A 20,709-nucleotide genomic window follows, 5' to 3' on the forward strand; every position below is an offset into this window, starting at 1 on the left:
AAATGACCTATCGCAACCCGCCGACGACGCCGCGCAAATCCGCGACCTTCGACGACTACACGCTTTCCGAGATCCGCCGCGCCGCGGCGACCGGCATCTATGACATCCGCGGCGGTGGCGCCAAGCGCAAGCTGCCGCATTTCGACGACCTGCTGGTTCTTGGCGCCTCGATCTCGCGCTATCCGCTCGAAGGCTATCGCGAGCGCTGCGACACCGGCGTCGTGCTGGGCTCGCGCCACGCCAAGAAGCCGATCGAGCTGAAGATCCCGATCACCATCGCCGGCATGAGTTTCGGCTCGCTGTCCGGCCCGGCCAAGGAAGCGCTAGGGCGCGGCGCGACGCTGGCCGGCACCTCGACCACCACCGGTGACGGCGGCATGACCGAGGAAGAGCGTGGTCATTCCAAGGTGCTGGTCTACCAATATCTGCCGTCGCGCTATGGCATGAACCCGCGCGATTTGCGCCGGGCCGATGCGATCGAGGTGGTGGTTGGCCAGGGCGCCAAGCCCGGCGGCGGCGGCATGCTGCTTGGCCAGAAGATCTCCGACCGCGTCGCCGAGATGCGGACGCTGCCCAAGGGCATCGACCAGCGCTCGGCCTCGCGGCATCCCGACTGGACCGGGCCCGACGACCTCGAGATCAAGATCCTGGAACTGCGCGAAATCACCGACTGGGAGAAGCCGATCTACGTCAAGGTCGGCGGCGCGCGGCCCTATTATGACACCGCACTTGCGGTGAAATCGGGCGCCGATGTCGTCGTCATCGACGGCATGCAGGGCGGCACCGCCGCGACGCAGGAGGTGTTCATCGAAAATGTCGGCCAGCCTACGCTTGCCTGCATCAGGCCGGCGGTGCAGGCGCTGCAGGATCTCGGCATGCACCGCAAGGTGCAGCTCATTGTTTCCGGCGGCATCCGCAACGGCGCCGATGTCGCCAAGGCGCTGGCGCTCGGCGTCGACGCGGTGTCGATCGGCACGGCGGCGCTCGTCGCGCTCGGCGACAATGATCCGCGCTGGGAGGCCGACTATAACGAGCTCGGCACCACCGCTGGCGCCTATGACGATTGGCACGAAGGGCGCGACCCGGCCGGCATCACCACGCAGGACCCCGAACTGATGAAGCGGGTCGACCCGATCGCGGCAGGGCGGCGTCTGGCGAACTATCTCAAGGTGATGACGCTGGAGGCGCAGACGATTGCGCGTGCCTGCGGCAAGAACAGCCTGCACAATCTCGAGCCCGAGGATCTCGTCGCGCTCACCATCGAAGCCGCCGCCATGGCCGGCGTGCCGCTGGCTGGCACCAACTGGATACCGGGGAAGAACGGCTTCTAAGACACAATCCAAAATACCGTAAGCGAGGAACTATAATGGGGAACGATCTCGCCGCTTTTGCCAAGAAGCACGGCGTCAAGTATTTCATGATTTCCTACACCGACCTGTTCGGTGGGCAACGCGCCAAGCTGGTGCCGGCGCAGGCGATCGCCGACATGCAGAAGGACGGCGCCGGCTTTGCCGGTTTCGCCACCTGGCTGGACCTGACGCCAGCGCATCCCGACATGCTGGCGGTGCCGGATCCGGATTCTGTCATCCAGCTGCCATGGAAGCCCGAGGTTGCCTGGGTCGCCGCCAACTGCATCATGGACGACAAGGAGGTCGACCAGACGCCACGCAACACGCTGAGGCGGCTGATCGCCGAAGCCGCGACCGACGGCATGCACATCAAGACCGGCGTCGAGGCCGAGTTCTTCCTGATCTCGCCCGACGGCAGCGTCATCTCCGACCAATATGATACCGCCTCGAAACCCTGCTACGACCAGCAGGCGGTGATGCGCCGCTACGATGTCATCGCCGAGATCTGCGACCATATGCTGGCGCTCGGCTGGGGGCCCTACCAGAACGACCATGAGGACGCCAACGGCCAGTTCGAGATGAACTGGGCCTTCGACGACGCGCTGGCCACCGCCGACAGGCACTCCTTTTTCAAGTTCATGGTCAAGTCGATTGCCGAGAAGCACGGCCTGCGCGCCACCTTCATGCCCAAACCCTTCCAGGGCCTGACCGGCAATGGCTGCCATGCCCATATCTCGGTGTGGGACAAGGCAGGCAAGACCAATGTCTTTGCCGACAATGCGATGGAGCTTGGCCTGTCGGCAAAAGGCAGGAACTTCCTCGGCGGCATCATGAAGCATGCCTCGGCACTTGCCGCGATCACCAACCCGACGGTGAATTCCTACAAGCGCATCAATGCGCCGCGCACGATTTCGGGCGCGACCTGGGCGCCGAACACGGTGACCTGGACCGGCAACAACCGCACCCACATGGTGCGTGTGCCCGGACCCGGCCGGTTCGAACTCAGGCTGCCTGACGGCGCGGCCAACCCCTATCTCTTGCAGGCGGTCATCATCGCCGCCGGGCTGGACGGCATCCGCTCGAAAGCCGATCCCGGCAAGCGCTACGATATCGACATGTACCAGTTCGGCCATACGGTGAAGGGCGCGCCCAAGCTGCCGCTCAACCTGCTCGACGCGCTGCGCGAGTTCGACAAGGACAAATCGCTCAAGACGGCGCTGGGTGAGGAATTCTCGTCGGCTTATCTAAAGCTGAAGCACCAGGAATGGAATTCCTATGCTTCGCACTTCACGCAGTGGGAGCGCGACCACACGCTGGACATCTAGAGCATCGGACCGAAAAGTGTGAAGCGGTTTTCGGATGAATCCGATGCGTTAAGAATGATCCGGAGTGGGGCGAGCGGCCTTGGAATGACGCAATGAAATATTCGATCTTCTCGCTCGCCCGTGCCGCCCTTTCCGGCCACAAGAACTGGCAACGCACCTGGCGCGACGCCACGCCGAAGGACCGCTACGACGTCGTGATCATCGGCGGTGGCGGCCATGGGCTGGCGACCGCCTGGTTCCTGGCCAGCGAACACGGCATCAGGAATGTCGCCGTGCTGGAAAAGGGCTGGATCGGCTCCGGCAATGCCGGCCGCAACACCACCATCATCCGCTCCAATTACGGCCTGCCCGGCAATACCGGCTTCTACGAATTGTCGATGAAGCTGTGGGAGCGCATGGAGCAGGACCTCAACTACAACACGATGGTCAGCCAGCGCGGCGTCATCAACCTCTACCATTCCGACGCGCAGCGCGATGCCTATGCGCGGCGCGGCAACACGATGCGCATCAACGGCATCGACGCCGAGCTGCTCGACCTCGCCGCGGTCAAGAAGATGATGCCGTTCCTGAACTTCGACAATGCGCGCTTTCCAGTGCAAGGCGGGCTCTTGCAGCGGCGCGGCGGCACGGCGCGCCACGACGCCGTGGTCTGGGGCTATGCGCATGCGGCGAGCGCGCTCGGCGTCGACATCATCCAGAATTGCGAAGTCACCGGTTTTGCCAGAGATGCCAACGGCAAGGTAACCGGCGTCGAGACCTCACGCGGCAGGATCGGCGCCGGCAAGGTCGGCATGGCGGTCGCCGGCTCCTCCTCGCGCGTCGCCTCGATGGCGGGACTGCGCCTGCCGATCGAAAGCCATGTGCTGCAGGCCTTTGTCTCCGAGGCGATCAAGCCGCTGCTGCCCAATGTCATGACCTTCGGCGCCGGCCATTTCTATGTCAGCCAGTCCGACAAGGGCGGGCTGGTCTTCGGCGGCGACATAGACGGCTACAATTCCTACGCGCAGCGCGGCAACATGCCTGTGATGGAGGATGTCTGCGAGGGCGGCATGGCGCTGATGCCGATGATCGGCCGCGTGCGGCTGCTGCGCCAGTGGGGCGGCGTCATGGACATGTCGATGGACGGCACGCCGATCATCGACAAGACGCCGGTGGACGGGCTCTACCTCAACGCCGGCTGGTGCTATGGCGGCTTCAAGGCGACGCCGGGCTCCGGCTTTGTCTTTGCCCATCTGCTGGCACGCGATGAGACGCACGAGGAAGCCGCAAGGTTCCGCCTCGACAGGTTCCGCCGGGGTGTTGTGATCGATGAAAAGGGCGTCGGCGCCCAACCGAACCTGCACTAGAGCCGGATGATTTCAGGTCGGGTCGACCTGAAATCTGAATCCGGCTCTAAATCAAAGAGATAGAGCATGATGTTCTCCGAAAACCGCTTCACACTTTTCGGCATCATGCTCTGAGGACGGCCAGGAAATCATGCGTATTGTCTGTCCTTTCTGCGGTGAACGAGAACTCGGCGAGTTCACCTATCTCGGCGATGCCAAGCCGCAACGCCCGGCGGCGGATGCCGGCGAAGACGCCGTCTACGACTATGTCTATCTGCGCGACAATGTCGCCGGCATGATGAGCGAGCACTGGTATCATGGCGGCGGCTGCCGGAGCTGGCTGAAGATCACCCGCAACACGCTGACGCATGAGATTTCGGCGATCGAACCGGCGGCGGGCGCTGGCGCCGCGAAGGTTGGCGCATGATGGCCGGCGTGCAGGCAAACCGGCTGGCCAATGGTGGTCTCATCGACCGCTCGGTGTTGCTGAATTTCCGTTTCGACGGCAAGAATTTTTCCGGCTTCCAGGGCGACACGCTCGCCTCGGCGCTCGTCGCCAATGGCGTCAAGCTGGTGGGCCGCTCGTTCAAATACCATCGTCCGCGCGGAATCCTGACGGCTGGCTCGGAGGAGCCCAATGCGCTGGTCGAGTTGCGCAGCGGCGCACGGCGCGAGCCGAACACCAAGGCGACCACCGCCGAACTCTATGAAGGGCTCGAGGCCGCCAGCCAGAACCGCTGGCCGTCGCTGCGCAACGATCTGATGGCGGTGAACCAGTTCTTCGCGCCGATCTTTGTCGCCGGCTTCTACTACAAGACCTTCATGTGGCCGGCGAAATTCTGGGAAGCGATCTATGAGCCGGCGATCCGCCGCGCCGCCGGCCTCGGCCGCGCCGCTGGTGTTGCCGACCCCGATCACTACGACAAGGCCTGGGCGCATTGCGACGTGCTGATCGCCGGCTCCGGCCCTGCGGGCCTTGCGGCCGCACTCGCCGCTGGCCGCGCCGGCGCCCGCGTCATCCTGTGCGAGGAGGATTTTGTGCCCGGCGGCCGGTTGCTGTCGGATGGCGGCACCATCGACGGCATGCCGGCGGCCGAATGGATTTCGCGGACGCTGGCGGAACTTGCGGCACTGCCCGACGTCCGCCTCATGCCCCGAACGACATTGTTCGGCGTCTATGATGGCGGTACCTATGGCGCAATCGAGCGGGTCAACGACCACCTGCCCTCGCCGCCCGAGCACCAAGTGCGGCAGCGGCTGTGGCGGATCGTGGCCAAGCGCTGCGTGGTCGCAGCCGGCGCCATCGAGCGGCCCATCGTCTTTGCCGGCAACGATACGCCCGGCGTGATGATGGCGTCGGCAATGCGGACCTATATCGCGCGCTATGCGGCAACGCCGGCGAAACGCGTCGCGCTGTTCACCAACAATGAGAACGGCTGGCGCACGGTCGAAACCGCGCTTGACGCGGGATTGCAGATCGCGGCCGTTGTCGACGCGCGGCCTGATGTATCGGCTGCGCATCGCTCGCTTGCCTCGAAAGGCGGTTTCCCGGTGCTGAACGGTTCGGTCGCCGCAGTCGATGGCGGCAAGGACGGTGTCAGGAAGATCTCGGTATCCCTGACGGGCGGCGCACGCGCCGAAGTCGAGGCCGACGGGCTCGCTGTCTCCGGCGGCTGGAACCCGGCGGTCGGACTGACCTCCTACCATCGCGGCCGGCCGAAATGGCGGGAGGGCATCGCAGCTTTCGTGCCGGATGGTGCGCCCCCGGGCATGGTGGCAGTGGGTGCCGCCAATGGCGACTTTAGCCTCGGCGCCTGCCTTCGTGAAGGCTTTGCGGCAGGCGCGCAAGCGGCGCGGGATACCGGCCACAGCGGCAAGGCAGGTTCGGCACCAGTGGCCGAGGATGAGGCGTTCTCGCTCACTCCGCTCTGGCATGTCGCCGGCAAGGGCAAAGCCTTTGTCGACCAGCAGCACGATGTCACTGCTTCCGATATCGAACTGGCGCAGCGCGAGGGTTTTGAATCGGTCGAGCATCTGAAGCGCTACACGACGCTCGGCATGGCGACCGACCAGGGCAAGACCTCGAATGTCGCCGGGCTGGCCATCATGGCTGCCGTGTCGGGCAAATCCATTCCCGAGACCGGCACGACGATCTATCGCCCGCCCTATGTGCCGATCGCCATTGGCGCCTTCGCCGGCTATCACCGCGACGAGAATTTCCACGCGACGCGGCTGACGCCATCGCATCACTGGGCGGCCGAACAGGGGGCGATCTTCGTCGACACGGGCCTGTGGAAGCGGGCGCAGTGGTATCCGCGCGCTGGTGAGAAGGACTGGCTGGAATCCGTCACGCGCGAAGTCAGGGCGGTGCGTGGCGGCGTCGGCTTCTGCGATGTCTCGACGCTCGGCAAGATCGACGTGCACGGCCCCGATGCCGGCACCTTCCTTGATCGCGTCTACATCAACAATTTCTCCAATCTTGCTGTCGGCAAGGCGCGCTACGGGCTGATGCTGCGCGAGGATGGCATGGTCTATGACGACGGCACCACATCGCGGCTGGCCGAGGACCATTATTTCCTGACCACCACCACCGCCAAGGCCGGGCCGGTGATGCAGCATCTCGAATTCTGCCGGCAGGTGTTGTTCAGCGAATTCGACGTGCAGCTCACATCAGTCTCCGACCAGTGGGCGCAGTTCTCGATCGCAGGGCCAAGGACACGTGATCTGCTCCGGGAACTCGTCGATCCAGCCGAGGATCTGTCCAACGAAGGCTTTCCGTTCATGGGCGCGCGCGAAGTGGCGCTGCGCGGCGGCATCAGGGCGCGGCTGTTCCGCATCTCGTTCTCCGGCGAAATGGCGTTCGAGATTTCCGTGCCGGCGCGCTTTGGCGATGCGCTGGTGCGCAATCTGATGCTGGCCGGCAAGCCGTTCGGCGTGACGCCTTACGGCACCGAGGCGCTCGGTGTCATGCGCATCGAAAAGGGCCATGTCGCCGGGCCGGAACTGAGCGGCACGACAACCGCAGCCGACCTGGGCTTGGGCAAGATGATGTCGACCAGGAAGGATTTCATCGGCCGCGTCATGGCCGGGCGCGAGGCGCTGATCGCGCCGGACCGGCAGGTCGTCGTCGGCATCAAGCCGACGAACAAGGCAAGCCGCCTGCGCTCCGGCGCGCATGTCATTCCGAAGGGCGAGATTCCAGGCCCGGGCAACGACCAGGGCTACGTCACCTCGGTCTGCTTCTCGCCGATGCTCGACCAGTGGATCGGGCTTGGGCTGGTCGAACGCGGCCGCGAACGCATCGGCGAGATCGTCCATGCGCATGATCCGCTGCGCGGCGAAGGCTACGATGTCGAGCTCTGCAATCCCGTCTTCTACGATCCGGAAGGAGGGCGCCAGCGTGGCTGAATTTTCCTGGTCTAGCCGCAGTCCCCTGGAGCACGCTCTTGCCACCGGCGTGCATGGCGCACGCGGTACCGAGGCTGGCGTATCGCTAACCGAAATCCGCAATTTCGACCTGATTCAGGTCATGGCGCGGCGCGGCAACTGGGCCGAACTGGCAAAGGCCGCCAAAACGCGCTTCGAAGTGGCGGTTCCGGAAGGGCCCAAAGCCATCCAGGCCAAGGACGCCGCACTGATCTGGTCCGGTCCCGATCAGTTCCTCGTGCTGTCGAAAGACGGCAAGCACACGATGAACACTCTGGCGCCAGTGTTCTCCGGCCTCGCCTCGCTGTCCGACCAGTCGCACGCACGCGCCCTGATCAGCATCTCCGGAGCCAAGGCGCGCACCATGCTCGCCAAGCTGTCGTCGCTCGATCTGCACCCGGCGGTATTCCCGGTTGGCGCAGCCGCCGCGACCTCGATCGACCATACCAGCGTCACGCTCTGGCGCGGCGGCGACCAGCCGGATGGGCATTCTGTGTTCAACCTTCTGGTCTTCGCGACTTTCGCCGAAAGCCTTTGGCACACGGTGCTGGACGCCGGTGCCGAATATGGCATCGATATCCGATACTCCGAGAGATTGGCGTAGCTTTTCATCCGCGTCGGCGGTGAGTGGGCGGCACCTCCGCCTTGCCAACTCGAGTCTTGCTGCCTATTCTTGCTGCTAAAATAATTTCACGTACAGGCAAACTTGTTTCTCGAACCGCAAGGCTGAGATGAGCCAGTCGCCCTACCCCGCTGTTGCAGCCGGACCACCCCGGCCAAGCCTCATCCTGCGGCCCGGCCAGATCGCGTTGCCGCCGGGCATGGAGCGCTATACCGTGCAGGGCAATGGCGCGGTGCTTATCGAGGTCGAGGCCGGCGACACGGTCACGGTGCGCAATGTCGAGGGCGGACAGGCTTGCGAATTGCTGGCATGGGACGGGGCCGGCGTGACCGATCCCGGCATCTTCGGTGAAAAATCGAACAGCAATACCGCCGGCATCAAGGCGCTGCTGGCCGATGGCGATGACAGCCTCGCTTCCTTGCGCCGCGGGCTCGAGCGCCGGCAGGTGCAGCTCGATCAGGCCAAGGCGGTGCGCATCTTCAGCGGCGTCACCCCTGCCGGCGCCGAACAAGGTTTTACCGTCACCCGGGATGGATCGATGCTCATAGCCGCCCCCGGCGGACCGATGCTGGTCGACGGCCACGACACGGCGACGCCGCTCAGTGTGATCGTGCGGCGCGCCACGATCCGCCCTGCGGCGAAGTCGCAGCTTGGCGACCCGTTGGCCGACCCGGTGCTCGATTTGCGCGTCCATTCGGCGACGGCGGAATCCTACTTCGTCAAGGCGGGCGACTATCTGCAGATCATCGATGTCGACGGGCGGCAATGCACCGACTTCCAGTGTTTTTCGGCGCGCAAGCTGGACAAGGGCCGCGACCATCCGCTCGATGTGACGACGACCCGCACGCTGATGGGCGCGAGCTATCCGATGCCCGGGCTGCATTCGAAATATTACGACCAGGACATGGAGCCGCTGGTCGAGGTGGTGCAGGACACATGCGGCCGGCACGATGCGTTCGCGCTCGCCTGCGCGGCCAAATATTACGACGACATAGGCTATCCCGGTCACACCAACTGCTCCGAGAATTTCAACGGCGCGCTGGCCGACAAGGGCGTCACGCCCCGCGCCGGCTGGATGGCGATCAACTTCTTCTTCAACACGGCGATCGACGCCCATGGCGTGATGGTGTCCGACGAGCCGTGGTCGCGGCCGGGCGACTATGTGCTGCTCAGAGCCCTGACCGACATCGTCTGTGTTTCCTCCGCCTGCCCCGACGACACGACGCCGGCCAACGGCTGGAACCCGACCGACATCCATGTGCGCACCTATTCCGGCCAGCACAAATTCTCGCGAGCGATCGCCAGACGCATGACGCCCGATTCGGAACCGAAAATGACCCGCGAGACATCATTTCATTCGAGCTTCGCCAAACACACCCGCAACTTCGTCGAGTACAGGGGCTACTGGCTGGCCAATTCCTTTGCCAAGGAGGGGCCGATCGCCGAATATTGGGCCTGCCGGCAGGCCGCCGTGATCATGGACCTGTCGCCGCTGCGCAAGTTCGAGGTCACCGGCCCGGATTCCGAAGCGCTGCTGCAATACACGCTGACCCGCGACGTCAAGAAGCTCGGCGTCGGCCAGGTCGTCTATTCCGCGATGTGCTACGAGCATGGCGGCATGATCGACGACGGCACGCTGCTGAGGCTCGGCAAGGACAATTTCCGCTGGGTCGGCGGCGACGACCTGTCCGGCGAATGGCTGCGCGAGACAGCGACAAAACTCGGCCTCAACGTGCTGGTGCGCTCGTCGACCGACCAGATGCACAACATCGCCGTACAGGGTCCGAAGAGCCGCGACATCCTGAGGGAGGTTATCTGGACCTCGCCGCTGCAGCCGTCGATCGACGAGCTCGAATGGTTCCGCTTCGCGGTCGCCCGCATCGGCGGCGGCAATGGCGTTCCGGTCGTCGTCTCGCGCACCGGCTATACCGGCGAGCTCGGCTACGAGATCTGGTGCCATCCGCGCGACGCCGAAAAGGTGTTCGACGCCATATGGGAAGCCGGCCAGCCGCACGGGTTGAAGCCGATGGGGCTGGAGGCGCTCGACATGGTGCGCATCGAGGCCGGACTGATCTTTGCCGGCTATGAATTCTCAGACCAGACCGATCCGTTCGAGGCCGGCATCGGCTTCACCGTGCCGCTGAAGACCAAGTCCGACGATTTCATCGGCCGCGAGGCGCTGATCCGGCGCAAGGAACACCCGCGGACGAAACTGGTCGGCCTCGACATCGACGCCAATGCGGCCGTCGGCCATGGCGACTGCGTGCATGTCGGCCGCGCCCAGATCGGCGTCGTCACCTCGGGCATGCGCTCGCCGATGCTGAACAAGAACATCGCGCTGGCAAGGCTCGACGTGACCCATGCCGCCATCGGCACCGAGGTCGAGATCGGCAAGCTCGACGGCCATGCCAAGCGGCTGCCGGCGCGCGTCGTGGCCTTTGCGCATTACGATCCGCAGAAGACCAGACCGCGCTCCTGAGGCATCGCAGCCAAGCCATGGTCATCGACAATTGACGGCAGTTATGCTATTGATTTGCGTATGGTGCTGATTTGCGCCGCGACCCGCCTCAGGCGGGTTTTTTCGTTTCAGACTACCGGGCAGCGCCGCAAAAGCTCGCGCTCACAACCGTGATGTGCACAAGCTCACAAAACGCTTGACGTGAAAGCGCGACGGATCAATCTTTACTGTTAAGAAAAAAATACGACTGTGCGGAAACACACGCGGTCGTTGAAATGACGATTGAGCTCCGTGCAGCCGGGGCCGTCGCCACGGGAATAACCAATGGGGAAGCCAAACACATGAGCACGATAACGACTGCCCTGGAGCAGCCTGTCGAAGGCAGGCTGCTCAGGCACATTGACTGGCGTGGCGCCTTCTGGGTGGCAAGCGGCGTTCCCGCCCTTGTCCTGTTTTCGATCGGCGGCATTGCCGGCACCACCGGCACGCTGGCCTTCCTGATCTGGACGGTGTCCATGATCATGGGCTTCCTGCAGTCCTTCACCTATGCGGAGATCGCCGGGCTGTTCCCGAACAAGTCCGGCGGCGCCTCGATCTATGGCGCCACCGCATGGCTGCGCTACTCCAAGTTCATCGCGCCGCTGTCGGTGTGGTGCAACTGGTTCGCCTGGTCGCCGGTGCTGTCGCTCGGCTGCTCGATCGCCGCCGCCTACATCCTCAACGCGCTGGCGCCGGTGCCGCTGTTCACCGACACTTCGCCGGAAGTGGCTGCCTATATCGCGGCGCATGCGGGAACGAGTGCCGCCGACGCGATTGCGGCGGTGACCGCCGCCGCCACACCAGTGATCCGCAGCTGGACGCTCTACGGTCACACGCTGGGGCCGGTCTCCTTCACCCTCAACGCTACCTTCTTCATCGGCGCGCTGCTGATGCTGATCATCTTCTCCATCCAGCATCGCGGCATTCTTGGCACGGCCAATGTGCAGAAATATATCGGCCTGCTGGTCATCATCCCGATGCTGATCGTCGGCCTAGTGCCGATCTTCACCGGCCAGATCAACTGGGCGAACTTCTCGCCACTGGTGCCACTGGCGGCCGCCTATGCGCCCGAGCCCGGCGCGTGGAACATCGCCGGCTGGACGCTCGTGCTCGGCGGCATGTTCATCGCGGCGTGGTCGACCTACGGTTTCGAGACCGCCGTCTGCTACACGTCCGAGTTCAAGAACCCCGGCACCGACACGTTCAAGGCGATCTTCTATTCCGGCCTGCTCTGCATGCTGCTGTTCATCCTGGTGCCTTTCACCTTCCAAGGCGTGCTCGGCCTCAACGGCATGCTGGCGACGCCGATCGTCGACGGCTCCGGCGTTGCCGACGCGCTGGCCGGCATGGTCGGCGGCGGACAGCTCATCCACAGCCTGCTGGTAATGCTGATGATCCTGGCGCTGGTGCTGTGCATCATGACGGCGATGGCCGGCTCCTCGCGCACGCTCTACCAGGGCTCGGTCGACGGCTGGCTGCCGCGCTATCTCAGCCATGTCAACGAACATGGCGCGCCGACGCGGGCGATGTGGACCGACCTGATCTTCAACCTGATCGTGCTGGCCATCGCCTCGGCCGACGCGACGAGCTTCTTCTTCATCCTCGCCGTGTCGAATTGCGGCTACATCATCTTCAACTTCCTCAACCTCAATGCCGGCTGGATTCATCGGATGGACAACGGCCATATCGAGCGGCCATGGCGCGCTCCGAGCTGGCTGCTCGGCGTCGGAGCGATCTTCGCCTATGTCAATGCGATCTTCATGGGCGCAGGCGCCAAGGTCTGGAACCCGATGGCGCTGTGGGCCGGGCTGATCACCGCCGCCCTGATCATCCCGGTGTTTTGCTTCCGCCACTACATCCAGGACAAGGGCAAATTTCCCGATCATATGCTGGCCGACCTCGGCATGAAGTCGTCGGATCTGAGGGTCAGGAAGGCAGGTATCCTGCCCTATCTGACGCTGGTCGCCGGCGTGGTGGTGATGCTGCTGGCCAACTGGTTTTTCGTCATCTGACGGGAAGCTGAATGGATCGGGCGCGTGTCGGAGCGCTCGATCCTCCTGCTTCCAAAGGCTAGTCGGAAGCTCGCGGCCATTGGCTTCCGCCGCTCGACGGGTTGCGTAACGACCTCAGGCTTCAGTCTTTTCGGTGGTGAGTTTCACCCCCAATGCCTTGACGACGCCGAGCAGTGTCGACAGGCGTGGATCGCCGTCAGGACTCAGTGCCTTGTACAAGGCCTCCCTGGTGACGCCGGCATCCTTCGCCACCTTGGACATGCCACGGGCCCGGGCAACTATGCCGAGAGCATTCGCGATATAGCCGGTATCGCCCGTGGCAAAGGCGTCGGCAAGGAGTTCGGCCTGGGCCTCCGCACGGCCCAGATGTTCGGCAGGATCAAAAGGGATGGTGTCGAGGGGCATTCAGATCTCCTTGGCCATTTCGATGGCCTTCCTGATGTCGCGCTTCTGCGAGGACTTGTCGCCACCGCAAAGCAGGATGATGATCGCGCTGCCGCGCTTGACGAAGTACAGCCGGTAGCCTGGACCGTAGTCTATCCGAAGCTCGCCGATGCCATCGAAGAACTTCGCGTCTCCCACCAGCCCGGACTGGACACGGGCAATGCGAATGGCAATTCGCTCGGCTGCCCGTTTATCGTTCAGACCCTTGAGCCAATCTCGGAATTCGGCGGTTTGTTGAACGACGACGATCACTTGTGAACTATAGTTCACGGTCGGGAAAAAATCAATCCGGCTGTGAAAATGATTGTCGGCCATTCGGACGAGCCTGTTTCGGCGTCATCCCCGCCGCTTGATATGCCACGGGCAACTATGCTGGGTGCAGGCCATTGCGTTATTCCACGCGCAAGAATATCTTGTTATACGATCGTTCAACAAGCCTATCGCGAAGCCCAGATGCCCTGCAATCCCCGCTACGAGATCCTGTTCGAACCGGTGCGCATCGGGCCTGTCACGGCGCCGAACCGCTTCTATCAAGTGCCGCATGCCAGCGGCATGACCAACGCGCTGCCGCGGGTTCGCGCCGCCTTCCGCGAAGCCAAGGCCGAGGGCGGCTGGGGCGTCATCTGCACAGGCGCCTGTTCGATCGACCCCAGCTCCGACGATGCGCCGCTGCCTTTCGCTACGATGTGGGACGGCAACGATATCCGGGCGCATGCGCTGATGACGGAGGCGGTGCACCGCCACGGCGCGCTTGCCGGCGTGGAGCTATGGCATGGTGGCGCATCGGTGATGAACCGAACGAGCCGCCTGCCGCCGCTGTCGCCGTCCGGGATTCCGTGGATGGCCACGCATGTCGGCTTCATGGGCAATCTCAGGCCGAAGACGATGGACAAGGCTGACATCCGCGGCGTCCTGAGATGCCAGGCGGACGCGGCGCGCAAGGCGCGCACGGCCGGCTTCGACATCGTCTATGTCTATGCCGGCATGGGCTATCTCGGCTACGAGTTCCTGCTGCCCGAATATAACCATCGCTCCGACCGTTATGGCGGCTCGATCGAGAACCGGGTGCGCTTCGTGCGCGAGATGATCGAGATCACCAAGGATGCCGTCGGCAAGGATTGCGGCGTAGCCTTGCGGGTGAGCCTCGAGGAACTGCGCGGCCGGCCCGGCCGCAACCAGCCCTCGGAGGCGCACGAGCTTGTCGAGCTGCTGGCCGACGTGCCGGACCTGTTCGACGTCAAGATGGATTCCAGTCCGACCGACTGTTCGGCGTCGCGCTTCACCGGCGAAGGCAGCCACGAGCCCGTGATCGATTTCGTCAAATCGCTGACGAAAAAGCCGGTGGTCGGCGTCGGGCGTTTCACCTCGCCCGACACCATGGTGTCGCAGATCCGGCGCGGCGTGCTCGACTTCATCGGCGGCGCGCGGCCCTCCATCGCCGATCCCTTCCTGCCGGCCAAGATCCGCGAGGGTCGCGAGGCCGAAATCCGCGAATGCATCGGCTGCAACATCTGCATTTCGAGCTGGCATGACGGTGTGCCGGTGCGCTGCACCCAGAACCCGACCGCCGGAGAAGAGTGGCGGCGCGGCTGGCATCCCGAGCGTGTCGGGCGTACCGACAAGCCGGAGCGGATCCTGATTGTCGGCGGCGGACCGGCCGGGCTCGAATGCGCGCTCACGCTCGGCCGTCGCGGTCATGAGGTGATGCTCGCCGACAGCAGCCGGACCTTCGGCGGGCGGCTGACCTTCGAGAAGACGCTGCCCGGCCTCTCGGCCTGGAACCGTGTCGTCGACTACCGGCTCGGGCGCCTCAACGAGATGAGCAATGTCTCGCTCTATCCTGAGAGTCCCTTGGGCGCGGACGAGATCATCGAGCTTTCACCGGATCGAGTGGTGCTGGCAACCGGCGCGCGCTGGACCGATATGCTCTATTCCTCGCTGGAGATTCCGGTCGGCCGGCTCGACCATCCCGATGTCCTGACCCCGGACGATATAGCTGGGGGCCGGCTTCCAAAGGGGCCGGCTCTCGTCTTCGATTTCGACAATTACTACATGGGCGGCGTCCTCACCGAACATCTTGCGGCGCAGGGGATACCGGTCAGCTACGTGACGCCGGCAGGCCAGGCGTCCGCCTGGACGATCATGACCAACGAACTGCCCCTGGTGCATCGGGCGCTGGCGCGACGCAAGGTGGCTGTCACCACGCTGCATCTCTTAAAAGCCTTCGACGGTGAGACGGCGACGCTGGCGCATCTGTTCACCGGCGAGGAGGTTCGCGTGGCCTGCCGCTCGCTGGTGATCGTGGGGTTGAGATTGCCGCGCGGCGAACTCTTCCAGACGCTGACGGAACGGGCGGACGGGCTTGCGGCCGCCGGCATCCGCGGTGTCGATCGCATCGGCGACGCGCTGGCCCCGGGCGCCATCGCCCATGCCGTCCACAGTGGTCATAAACTCGCTCGCGAGATCGGCACAGATATCCGCTGGCAGCACTATCGCCGCGACACGCCGATCGTCGATGCGGTGGCGGATTTCGACATGCGCACGGCAGCCGAATACAGCAATTCCAGGAAAAGTGTGAGGCGGTCTTCCTTCGGAATTGCGTCAAACAAGGAGTTCTAGGACGCCATGGAACGCATCACGGCACGTCGCAGACCCGGCCGCCCGCAGCGCGAGGTTGGCGGCATCGAGCAACGTCCGTGGAAGCAGCTGACACGGCCTTACGCGCCGATCGAGATCCTGTCGGCCGACCAGGTCCAGACCATCCACGAGATGGGTCTTACCATTCTCGAGGAGATCGGCATGCGGGTGCTGCAGCCGCAGGCGCGCCAGCTCTATCGCGCGGCCGGCTGCGATGTCGACGAAGGCGAGATGCGGGTACGCTTCGACCGTGCCATGGTCATGGAGCGCGTCGCCATTGTGCCGTCGTCTTTCGAGTTGCGCGCCCGCAACCCAGCGAAGAACGTCAAGGTCGGCGGCCGCCACTGCATCCTGTCGTCGGTCGGTGGGCCGGCCTATGTCATGGACAATGATCGCGGCCGCCGCCCCGGCACCTATGCCGAGATGTGCGACTACCTCAAGTTGATCCAGTCGTTCAACGTGCTGCACCAGGAAGGCGGCGGGCCATTCGAGCCGCTCGACCTGCACCAGAACACGCGCCACCTCGACCTTTACTATGCCGAGATCACGCTGCTCGACAAGAACTGGCAGCCGCAAACCCTTGGTCGGGGTCGCGCCATCGACGCGCTGGAAATGGTGGCGATATCGCTCGGCACGACGCGCGAGAACCTTGCCCAGGAGATGCCTGTCTTCACCGGCATCATCAACACCAATTCGCCGCTGCAGCTCGACGAGCCAATGGCCGAAGGGCTGATCGCATTGGCCGAGCATGGCCAGGTCAATGTCATCACGCCATTCACGCTGGCCGGCGCGATGAGCCCGGTGACGCTGGCCGGGGCGCTGTCGCAGCAGCATGCCGAAGCGCTGGCCGGTATTGTCCTGACCCAGATCGTGCGGCCGGGCGTGCCGGTGATGTATGGCGGTTTCACCTCCAATGTCGACATGAAGACCGGCGCACCGGCCTTCGGCACGCCCGAATATACGCAGGCCGCGCAAATCACCGGCCAGCTGTGCCGGCTGATCGGCGTGCCGTTCCGCTCAAGCAACGTCACGGCTGCCAATTCCGTCGACGCGCAAGCTGCTTATGAAAGCGCGATGTCGCTGTGGGGCTGCCTGATGGGCGGCGCCAATCTGGTGCTGCACGCGGCAGGCTGGCTCGGCGGCGGCTTGACGGCGTCGTTCGAGAAACTGGTCATCGACGCCGAGATGCTGCAGATGATGTCGGCCTATTTCGATCCGCCGGTGGTCGACATCGACACGCTGGCGCTGGAGGCGGTGCGCGAAGTTGGCCCGGCTGGGCACTTCTTCGGCGCGGCACACACGATGCAGCGCTATGAGCGGGCGTTCTATTCGCCGCTGGTGTCCAACTGGGACAATTACGACACCTGGATGGAGCGTGGCCAGGTCACGGCACGCGAGCGCGCCAATGTCGTCTGGAAACGCATGGTCGCCGAATATGAGCAGCCACCGATCGATCCTGGTATCGACGAGGCATTGCGGGACTATATGGAGCGCCGCAAGCGCGAAGGTGGCTCGCCGCTGAATTGAACCTTACACGCCCCGCAAAGGCCCAACCTGTGCCTCGAGCATCTCGAAGCCGGCGGCTTCGGCGGCTGGCGGCGTCACCACGCTTTCGTCGAGACACCATTCGAGCCAGAGCCCGTCGACCAGGGCGATGAAATTGCGCGCCAACGCCGGCGCATCGACATTCCTGCCGCGCGGAACGGCGACCGCAGCGATGTCCTCGGCGAGTTCGGCGCGGTAGACGTCATAGAGTTCGCGATGCGCCGCCTTGAGACGCGGGTTGACGGCGATCTCGCCCCATAGGGATAGCCAGATCAAAAGGTTATTCCGGCTGAAATAGTCGGGTGAGAAATTGGATCGCACCAGGGCGGCGAGCGACGCCTCGGGCGGCCAGTCGGATTTCTCGGCGCGCCGCCGTTTGGCCTCGGCGATCTGGTTGTTGACGCTGGCGTAGAGCGAGGATTTGTAGACCTCGACCAGGAGCCCGTCGCGGCCTTCGAAATGGTGGTTGATCAGGCCGCGCGAGACGCCCGCCTCCTTGCAGATGCGGTCGACGGTGAAGGCGCCGATGCCACCGACCGAGAGACATCGAGCTGCCGCCTCGATCAGCATGGCGCGGCGCACATCCGGCTGCTCGCGGCTGAAGCGCGGCGGCGATTTCTTCGCGACGCGCTTGCGTTTGGGAGTTGCCGGTTCTGCTTCCGTCATGGAACTTCAGCTAATCGATTGCCGTGAACCTGTCCACGTCCTGCCGTCAAAGCGCTGCCTGCCGCCACGGACCGTTCAGTCCTTCGGCAGATAGTCGTTGGAGATGTAGCTGGCGAAATCCGGCTTGGTGGCCAGCGCAGCACCATTGCCGTCTTTCAGGATTCTATTGGCGAAGAGATATTCGCCGATGCCGGCGTTCTTGGCGGGGTCGATCGTGCCGATGGCGCCATCCTCGCCGCGAAGATAGTGTCCGTCGACAAGCGCCTTCAGCGAGGCATGGACAAGATCCTTGTCGGTCAGCGCGTCCGGGTTGGCGGCAATCAGAAGATCGGCGGCCTCGTCGGGATGATCCACGGCGTAGGCATAGCCTTTCTGCGTCGCGGCGAGGAACGCCCTGGCGGCATCAGGCGATTGCTTGAGATAGGCGTCGCTGGAAACCAGAAGCGTCGTGTGTTGGTCGGGCACGCCATAGTCGGCGTATTTGAACGCCTTCTGCTTCTCGCCGATCAGCTGAGCCTTGACGCCTTCCCATGTCACGACCTCGAGCGTGAAGTCCACCGAGCCATTGGCCAGCGCCTCATAGGCGGAGGTGCCCAGCGTGACGGTCTTGATGTCGCCCTTGCCGCCATCGTGCCTGATGATGCTGCCGATCAGCGCGGTCTCCCAGGCGCTGCCGAACCCGCCATAGATCTTGCCGTCGAGATCCCTCGGCGATTTGATATCGGCGCGGTCGGAGTTGAAGACGACACGGCCGGTCTCATGCTGGACCACCGCGTAGACCGCCTTGAGGTCGGCGCCGGCCGCGTGCTGGGTATAGAAGCCGACGCCGGCGACACCGAAATCGGCGAGGCGATTGCTGACCAGCGTGCCGGCGGCGGTGTCGGAATAGGGCAGGATCTCGACGTCGAGGCCGGCCTCCTTGTAGAAGCCTTTCTCGCGCGCGACGTAGAGGCCGATATGGTTGGTGTTCGGTGTCCAGTCGAGCGCCACGGTCACCTTCTTTGCCTCCTGCGCATGGGCGGGGGCTGCAAGGACCATAGCCCCGGTCAATGCGGTGGCGGCGAGTTTGATTGCGTTGCGGCGATCGATCAATTCAGTCTCCTTTGTTGAATTCAGGCAAGTTCGGGCGAAGCGCTGCCAAGCAGCGCGTCGAGAAGCTCGGCTTCTATCCGCGTCGCTTCGGGAGCGGAAAGGTCGCGCACGGTGCGCGGACGGCCGAGCGGCACGGCGATCTCGTGGATCACGCGGGCCGGACGTGCAGAAAGCACGTAGATCCTGTCGGACAGAAAGACCGCCTCCCGCACATCATGGGTGATGAGCAGCGCGGTCCAGCGATGGTGTTCCCACATCCGTTCGAGCCATTGCTGCATGGAGGTGCGCGTCAGCGCGTCGAGCGCGCCGAACGGCTCGTCGAGCAGCAGCATCTGCCGGTCCTGGACGACGGTCCGCAACAACGCGACGCGCTGGCGCATGCCGCCCGACAATTGGCTGGGGTAGTGCCGCTCGAAGCCGGCAAGCCCGAACTGCTCCAACAACGGGACGACACGCCGGTGCGCCTCACGGCGCGGCATGCCCTGCACTTCGAGGCCGAGCACGGCATTGTCGATGACGCGCCGCCACGGCATCAGCGCGTCGCGCTGCGGCATGAAGGCGAATTTGCCGGCAGGGTCGGTCAGGTCAGCTCCGTCGAAGGCTATGGTTCCCGCGCCGGGCGTGGTGGCGCCGGTCAGGATCTGGAACAGGGTCGACTTGCCGGCTCCCGACGGGCCGAGAATGGCGACGAATTCGCCGGGCGCGACATCGAGGTTGATGCCGCCCAGCACGTCGAGCGTGTCGAAGCGTTTGGCGACATGGCGTAACGAAAGCCTGGGCGCGCTCATTTGCGGTCGTCCTTGCGCACTTGCTCCCAAGGCATGGACAAGCGCTCGATCAGGACCGTGCAGCCAAAGAGGACAAGCGTGATGAGAGCGCTGCAGAAGACCGCCGCCAGCACGAGGTCGGGACGAAAATTGTTCTTGGCGGCAAGCATGTAGATGCCGAGTCCCTTCGCCGCACCTGAATATTCGGCAAAGATCGCACCGACCACCGCATAGGTGATCGAAATGCGCAGTCCGGTGAAAAAGAAGGGAATGGCCGATGGCAGCCGCGCCTTGAGGAACACCTGCGCGCGGGTGGCGCCCATGGAGCGCAGCAGCCACTCCATGTCCTTGTCGGTCGAGTCATAGCCCTGGACCAGCGCCACCATCATGGGGAAGAAGGTGACCAGCGCGACCAGCAATATCTTGGGCAGCAGGCCGAAGCCGAACCAGAGAACGACGAGCGGCGCGATCGCCACCAGCGGCAGCGTCTGGCTGATGATGAACACCGGGAACAGCGCACGGCGCAGCGGCCGCACGAAATCGACCAGGATCGAAGAGATGAAGGCGGACGCCACCGAAAGCGCAAAACCGCTCAACGTCGCGGCGACCGTGGGAAGCGCGTTGTCGATCAGCGCCTGACGGTTTTCGACAATCTGCTGGAGGACGCGCGACGGCGCCGGCAGCGTCGTCGGCTTGATGCCGGAATAGCGGGTATAGAACTCCCAAACGAGTATTATCGTCATAACGAGGACCGTCGCTGGCCAGGCCGCGCTGATTGCGGCGCCAAGGCGCTTTCCGGGACTGGTCAGTTGCCCCACGATCCTGGAAACAGGCGAATAGTCGACAAGCATGAGGATCTCACTTGCATCATGCCCCCCGGCAGATCGCTCTAGCCTTAGTTCCGCTATTTCGCCAGATCGCCTCGCCAACTTTGCCGTGGTCAGTTGAAGGCGTCCTCGGAGACGTCGGCCTCGCCTGTTCGGCGGCAACCCTTGCACGCAC

The 20,709-nt window shown here is 64.1% G+C and carries 16 protein-coding genes; 10 read left to right on the forward strand and 6 right to left on the reverse strand.

From position 1 onward, the window contains the following. The first annotated feature begins 2 nt into the window (after positions 1-2). The 8 genes from CN311_RS01235 (at position 3) to CN311_RS01270 (ending at position 12,556) form a co-directional block, all read left to right on the forward strand. Complete coding sequence (locus CN311_RS01235) at positions 3-1,331, forward strand: FMN-binding glutamate synthase family protein (RefSeq protein ID WP_097571620.1); 1,329 nt, start codon at positions 3-5, stop codon at positions 1,329-1,331. Between the two features lie 35 nt (positions 1,332-1,366). Then, positions 1,367-2,674 carry a type III glutamate--ammonia ligase gene (gene glnT / locus CN311_RS01240; protein WP_097571621.1) on the forward strand — a complete coding sequence of 436 codons (1,308 nt, stop codon included), beginning with the start codon at positions 1,367-1,369 and terminating at the stop codon, positions 2,672-2,674. Positions 2,675-2,766: 92 nt separating this feature from the next. Then, positions 2,767-4,020, forward strand: a complete 1,254-nt coding sequence (locus CN311_RS01245; protein ID WP_097571622.1) for a sarcosine oxidase subunit beta family protein — start codon at positions 2,767-2,769, stop codon at positions 4,018-4,020. 130 nt (positions 4,021-4,150) lie between these two features. Beyond that, a complete protein-coding gene (locus CN311_RS01250) occupies positions 4,151-4,426 on the forward strand; it encodes a sarcosine oxidase subunit delta (protein WP_097571623.1) in 276 nt (91 codons plus the stop codon). Then, complete coding sequence (locus CN311_RS01255; RefSeq protein ID WP_097571668.1) at positions 4,426-7,407, forward strand: sarcosine oxidase subunit alpha; 2,982 nt, start codon at positions 4,426-4,428, stop codon at positions 7,405-7,407. Before CN311_RS01250 ends, CN311_RS01255 begins: the two co-directional genes overlap by 1 nt. Beyond that, positions 7,400-8,029: a sarcosine oxidase subunit gamma gene (locus CN311_RS01260; protein ID WP_097571624.1), complete on the forward strand. Its 630-nt coding sequence runs from the start codon at positions 7,400-7,402 to the stop codon at positions 8,027-8,029. Before CN311_RS01255 ends, CN311_RS01260 begins: the two co-directional genes overlap by 8 nt. A 127-nt stretch (positions 8,030-8,156) precedes the next feature. After that, on the forward strand, positions 8,157-10,526 hold the full coding sequence (locus CN311_RS01265) for a trimethylamine N-oxide demethylase (protein ID WP_097571625.1): 2,370 nt from the start codon (positions 8,157-8,159) through the stop codon (positions 10,524-10,526). A gap of 320 nt (positions 10,527-10,846) precedes the next feature. Further along, on the forward strand, positions 10,847-12,556 hold the full coding sequence (locus CN311_RS01270) for a trimethylamine N-oxide permease (RefSeq protein WP_097571626.1): 1,710 nt from the start codon (positions 10,847-10,849) through the stop codon (positions 12,554-12,556). Positions 12,557-12,670: 114 nt separating this feature from the next. Here CN311_RS01270 and CN311_RS01275 read toward each other — a convergent pair whose 3' ends face one another. Together CN311_RS01275 and CN311_RS01280 are read right to left on the reverse strand one after the other, a co-directional pair. Further along, positions 12,671-12,961 (reverse strand): addiction module antidote protein, encoded by a 291-nt coding sequence (locus CN311_RS01275; RefSeq protein WP_097571627.1) that lies wholly within the window; start codon positions 12,959-12,961, stop codon positions 12,671-12,673. Continuing rightward, complete coding sequence (locus tag CN311_RS01280; protein WP_245440680.1) at positions 12,962-13,249, reverse strand: type II toxin-antitoxin system RelE/ParE family toxin; 288 nt, start codon at positions 13,247-13,249, stop codon at positions 12,962-12,964. It abuts the gene before it with no gap. A gap of 204 nt (positions 13,250-13,453) precedes the next feature. Here CN311_RS01280 and CN311_RS01285 point away from each other — a divergent pair, with 204 nt between their 5' ends. Together CN311_RS01285 and CN311_RS01290 are read left to right on the forward strand one after the other, a co-directional pair. Further along, positions 13,454-15,619 (forward strand): oxidoreductase, encoded by a 2,166-nt coding sequence (locus CN311_RS01285; RefSeq protein ID WP_245440678.1) that lies wholly within the window; start codon positions 13,454-13,456, stop codon positions 15,617-15,619. Positions 15,620-15,625: 6 nt separating this feature from the next. After that, positions 15,626-17,164, forward strand: a complete 1,539-nt coding sequence (locus tag CN311_RS01290) for a trimethylamine methyltransferase family protein (protein ID WP_097571628.1) — start codon at positions 15,626-15,628, stop codon at positions 17,162-17,164. Positions 17,165-17,167: 3 nt separating this feature from the next. Here the strand turns inward: CN311_RS01290 and CN311_RS01295 are convergent, their stop codons facing one another. From CN311_RS01295 to CN311_RS01310, 4 genes are all read right to left on the reverse strand, one after another. Beyond that, complete coding sequence (locus tag CN311_RS01295; protein ID WP_097571629.1) at positions 17,168-17,848, reverse strand: TetR/AcrR family transcriptional regulator; 681 nt, start codon at positions 17,846-17,848, stop codon at positions 17,168-17,170. A 75-nt stretch (positions 17,849-17,923) separates the two neighbouring features. Further along, complete coding sequence (locus tag CN311_RS01300) at positions 17,924-18,886, reverse strand: ABC transporter substrate-binding protein (protein ID WP_097571670.1); 963 nt, start codon at positions 18,884-18,886, stop codon at positions 17,924-17,926. Positions 18,887-18,960: 74 nt separating this feature from the next. Further along, positions 18,961-19,728, reverse strand: coding sequence for an ABC transporter ATP-binding protein (locus tag CN311_RS01305; RefSeq protein ID WP_097571630.1), 768 nt, complete (start codon positions 19,726-19,728; stop codon positions 18,961-18,963). Continuing rightward, a complete protein-coding gene (locus CN311_RS01310; protein WP_097571671.1) occupies positions 19,725-20,450 on the reverse strand; it encodes an ABC transporter permease in 726 nt (241 codons plus the stop codon). The genes CN311_RS01305 and CN311_RS01310 overlap by 4 nt, the downstream gene beginning before the upstream one ends. Positions 20,451-20,709 lie beyond the last annotated feature (259 nt).

This window comes from Mesorhizobium sanjuanii, assembly GCF_002529485.1.
Lineage (GTDB): Bacteria > Pseudomonadota > Alphaproteobacteria > Rhizobiales > Rhizobiaceae > Mesorhizobium > Mesorhizobium sanjuanii.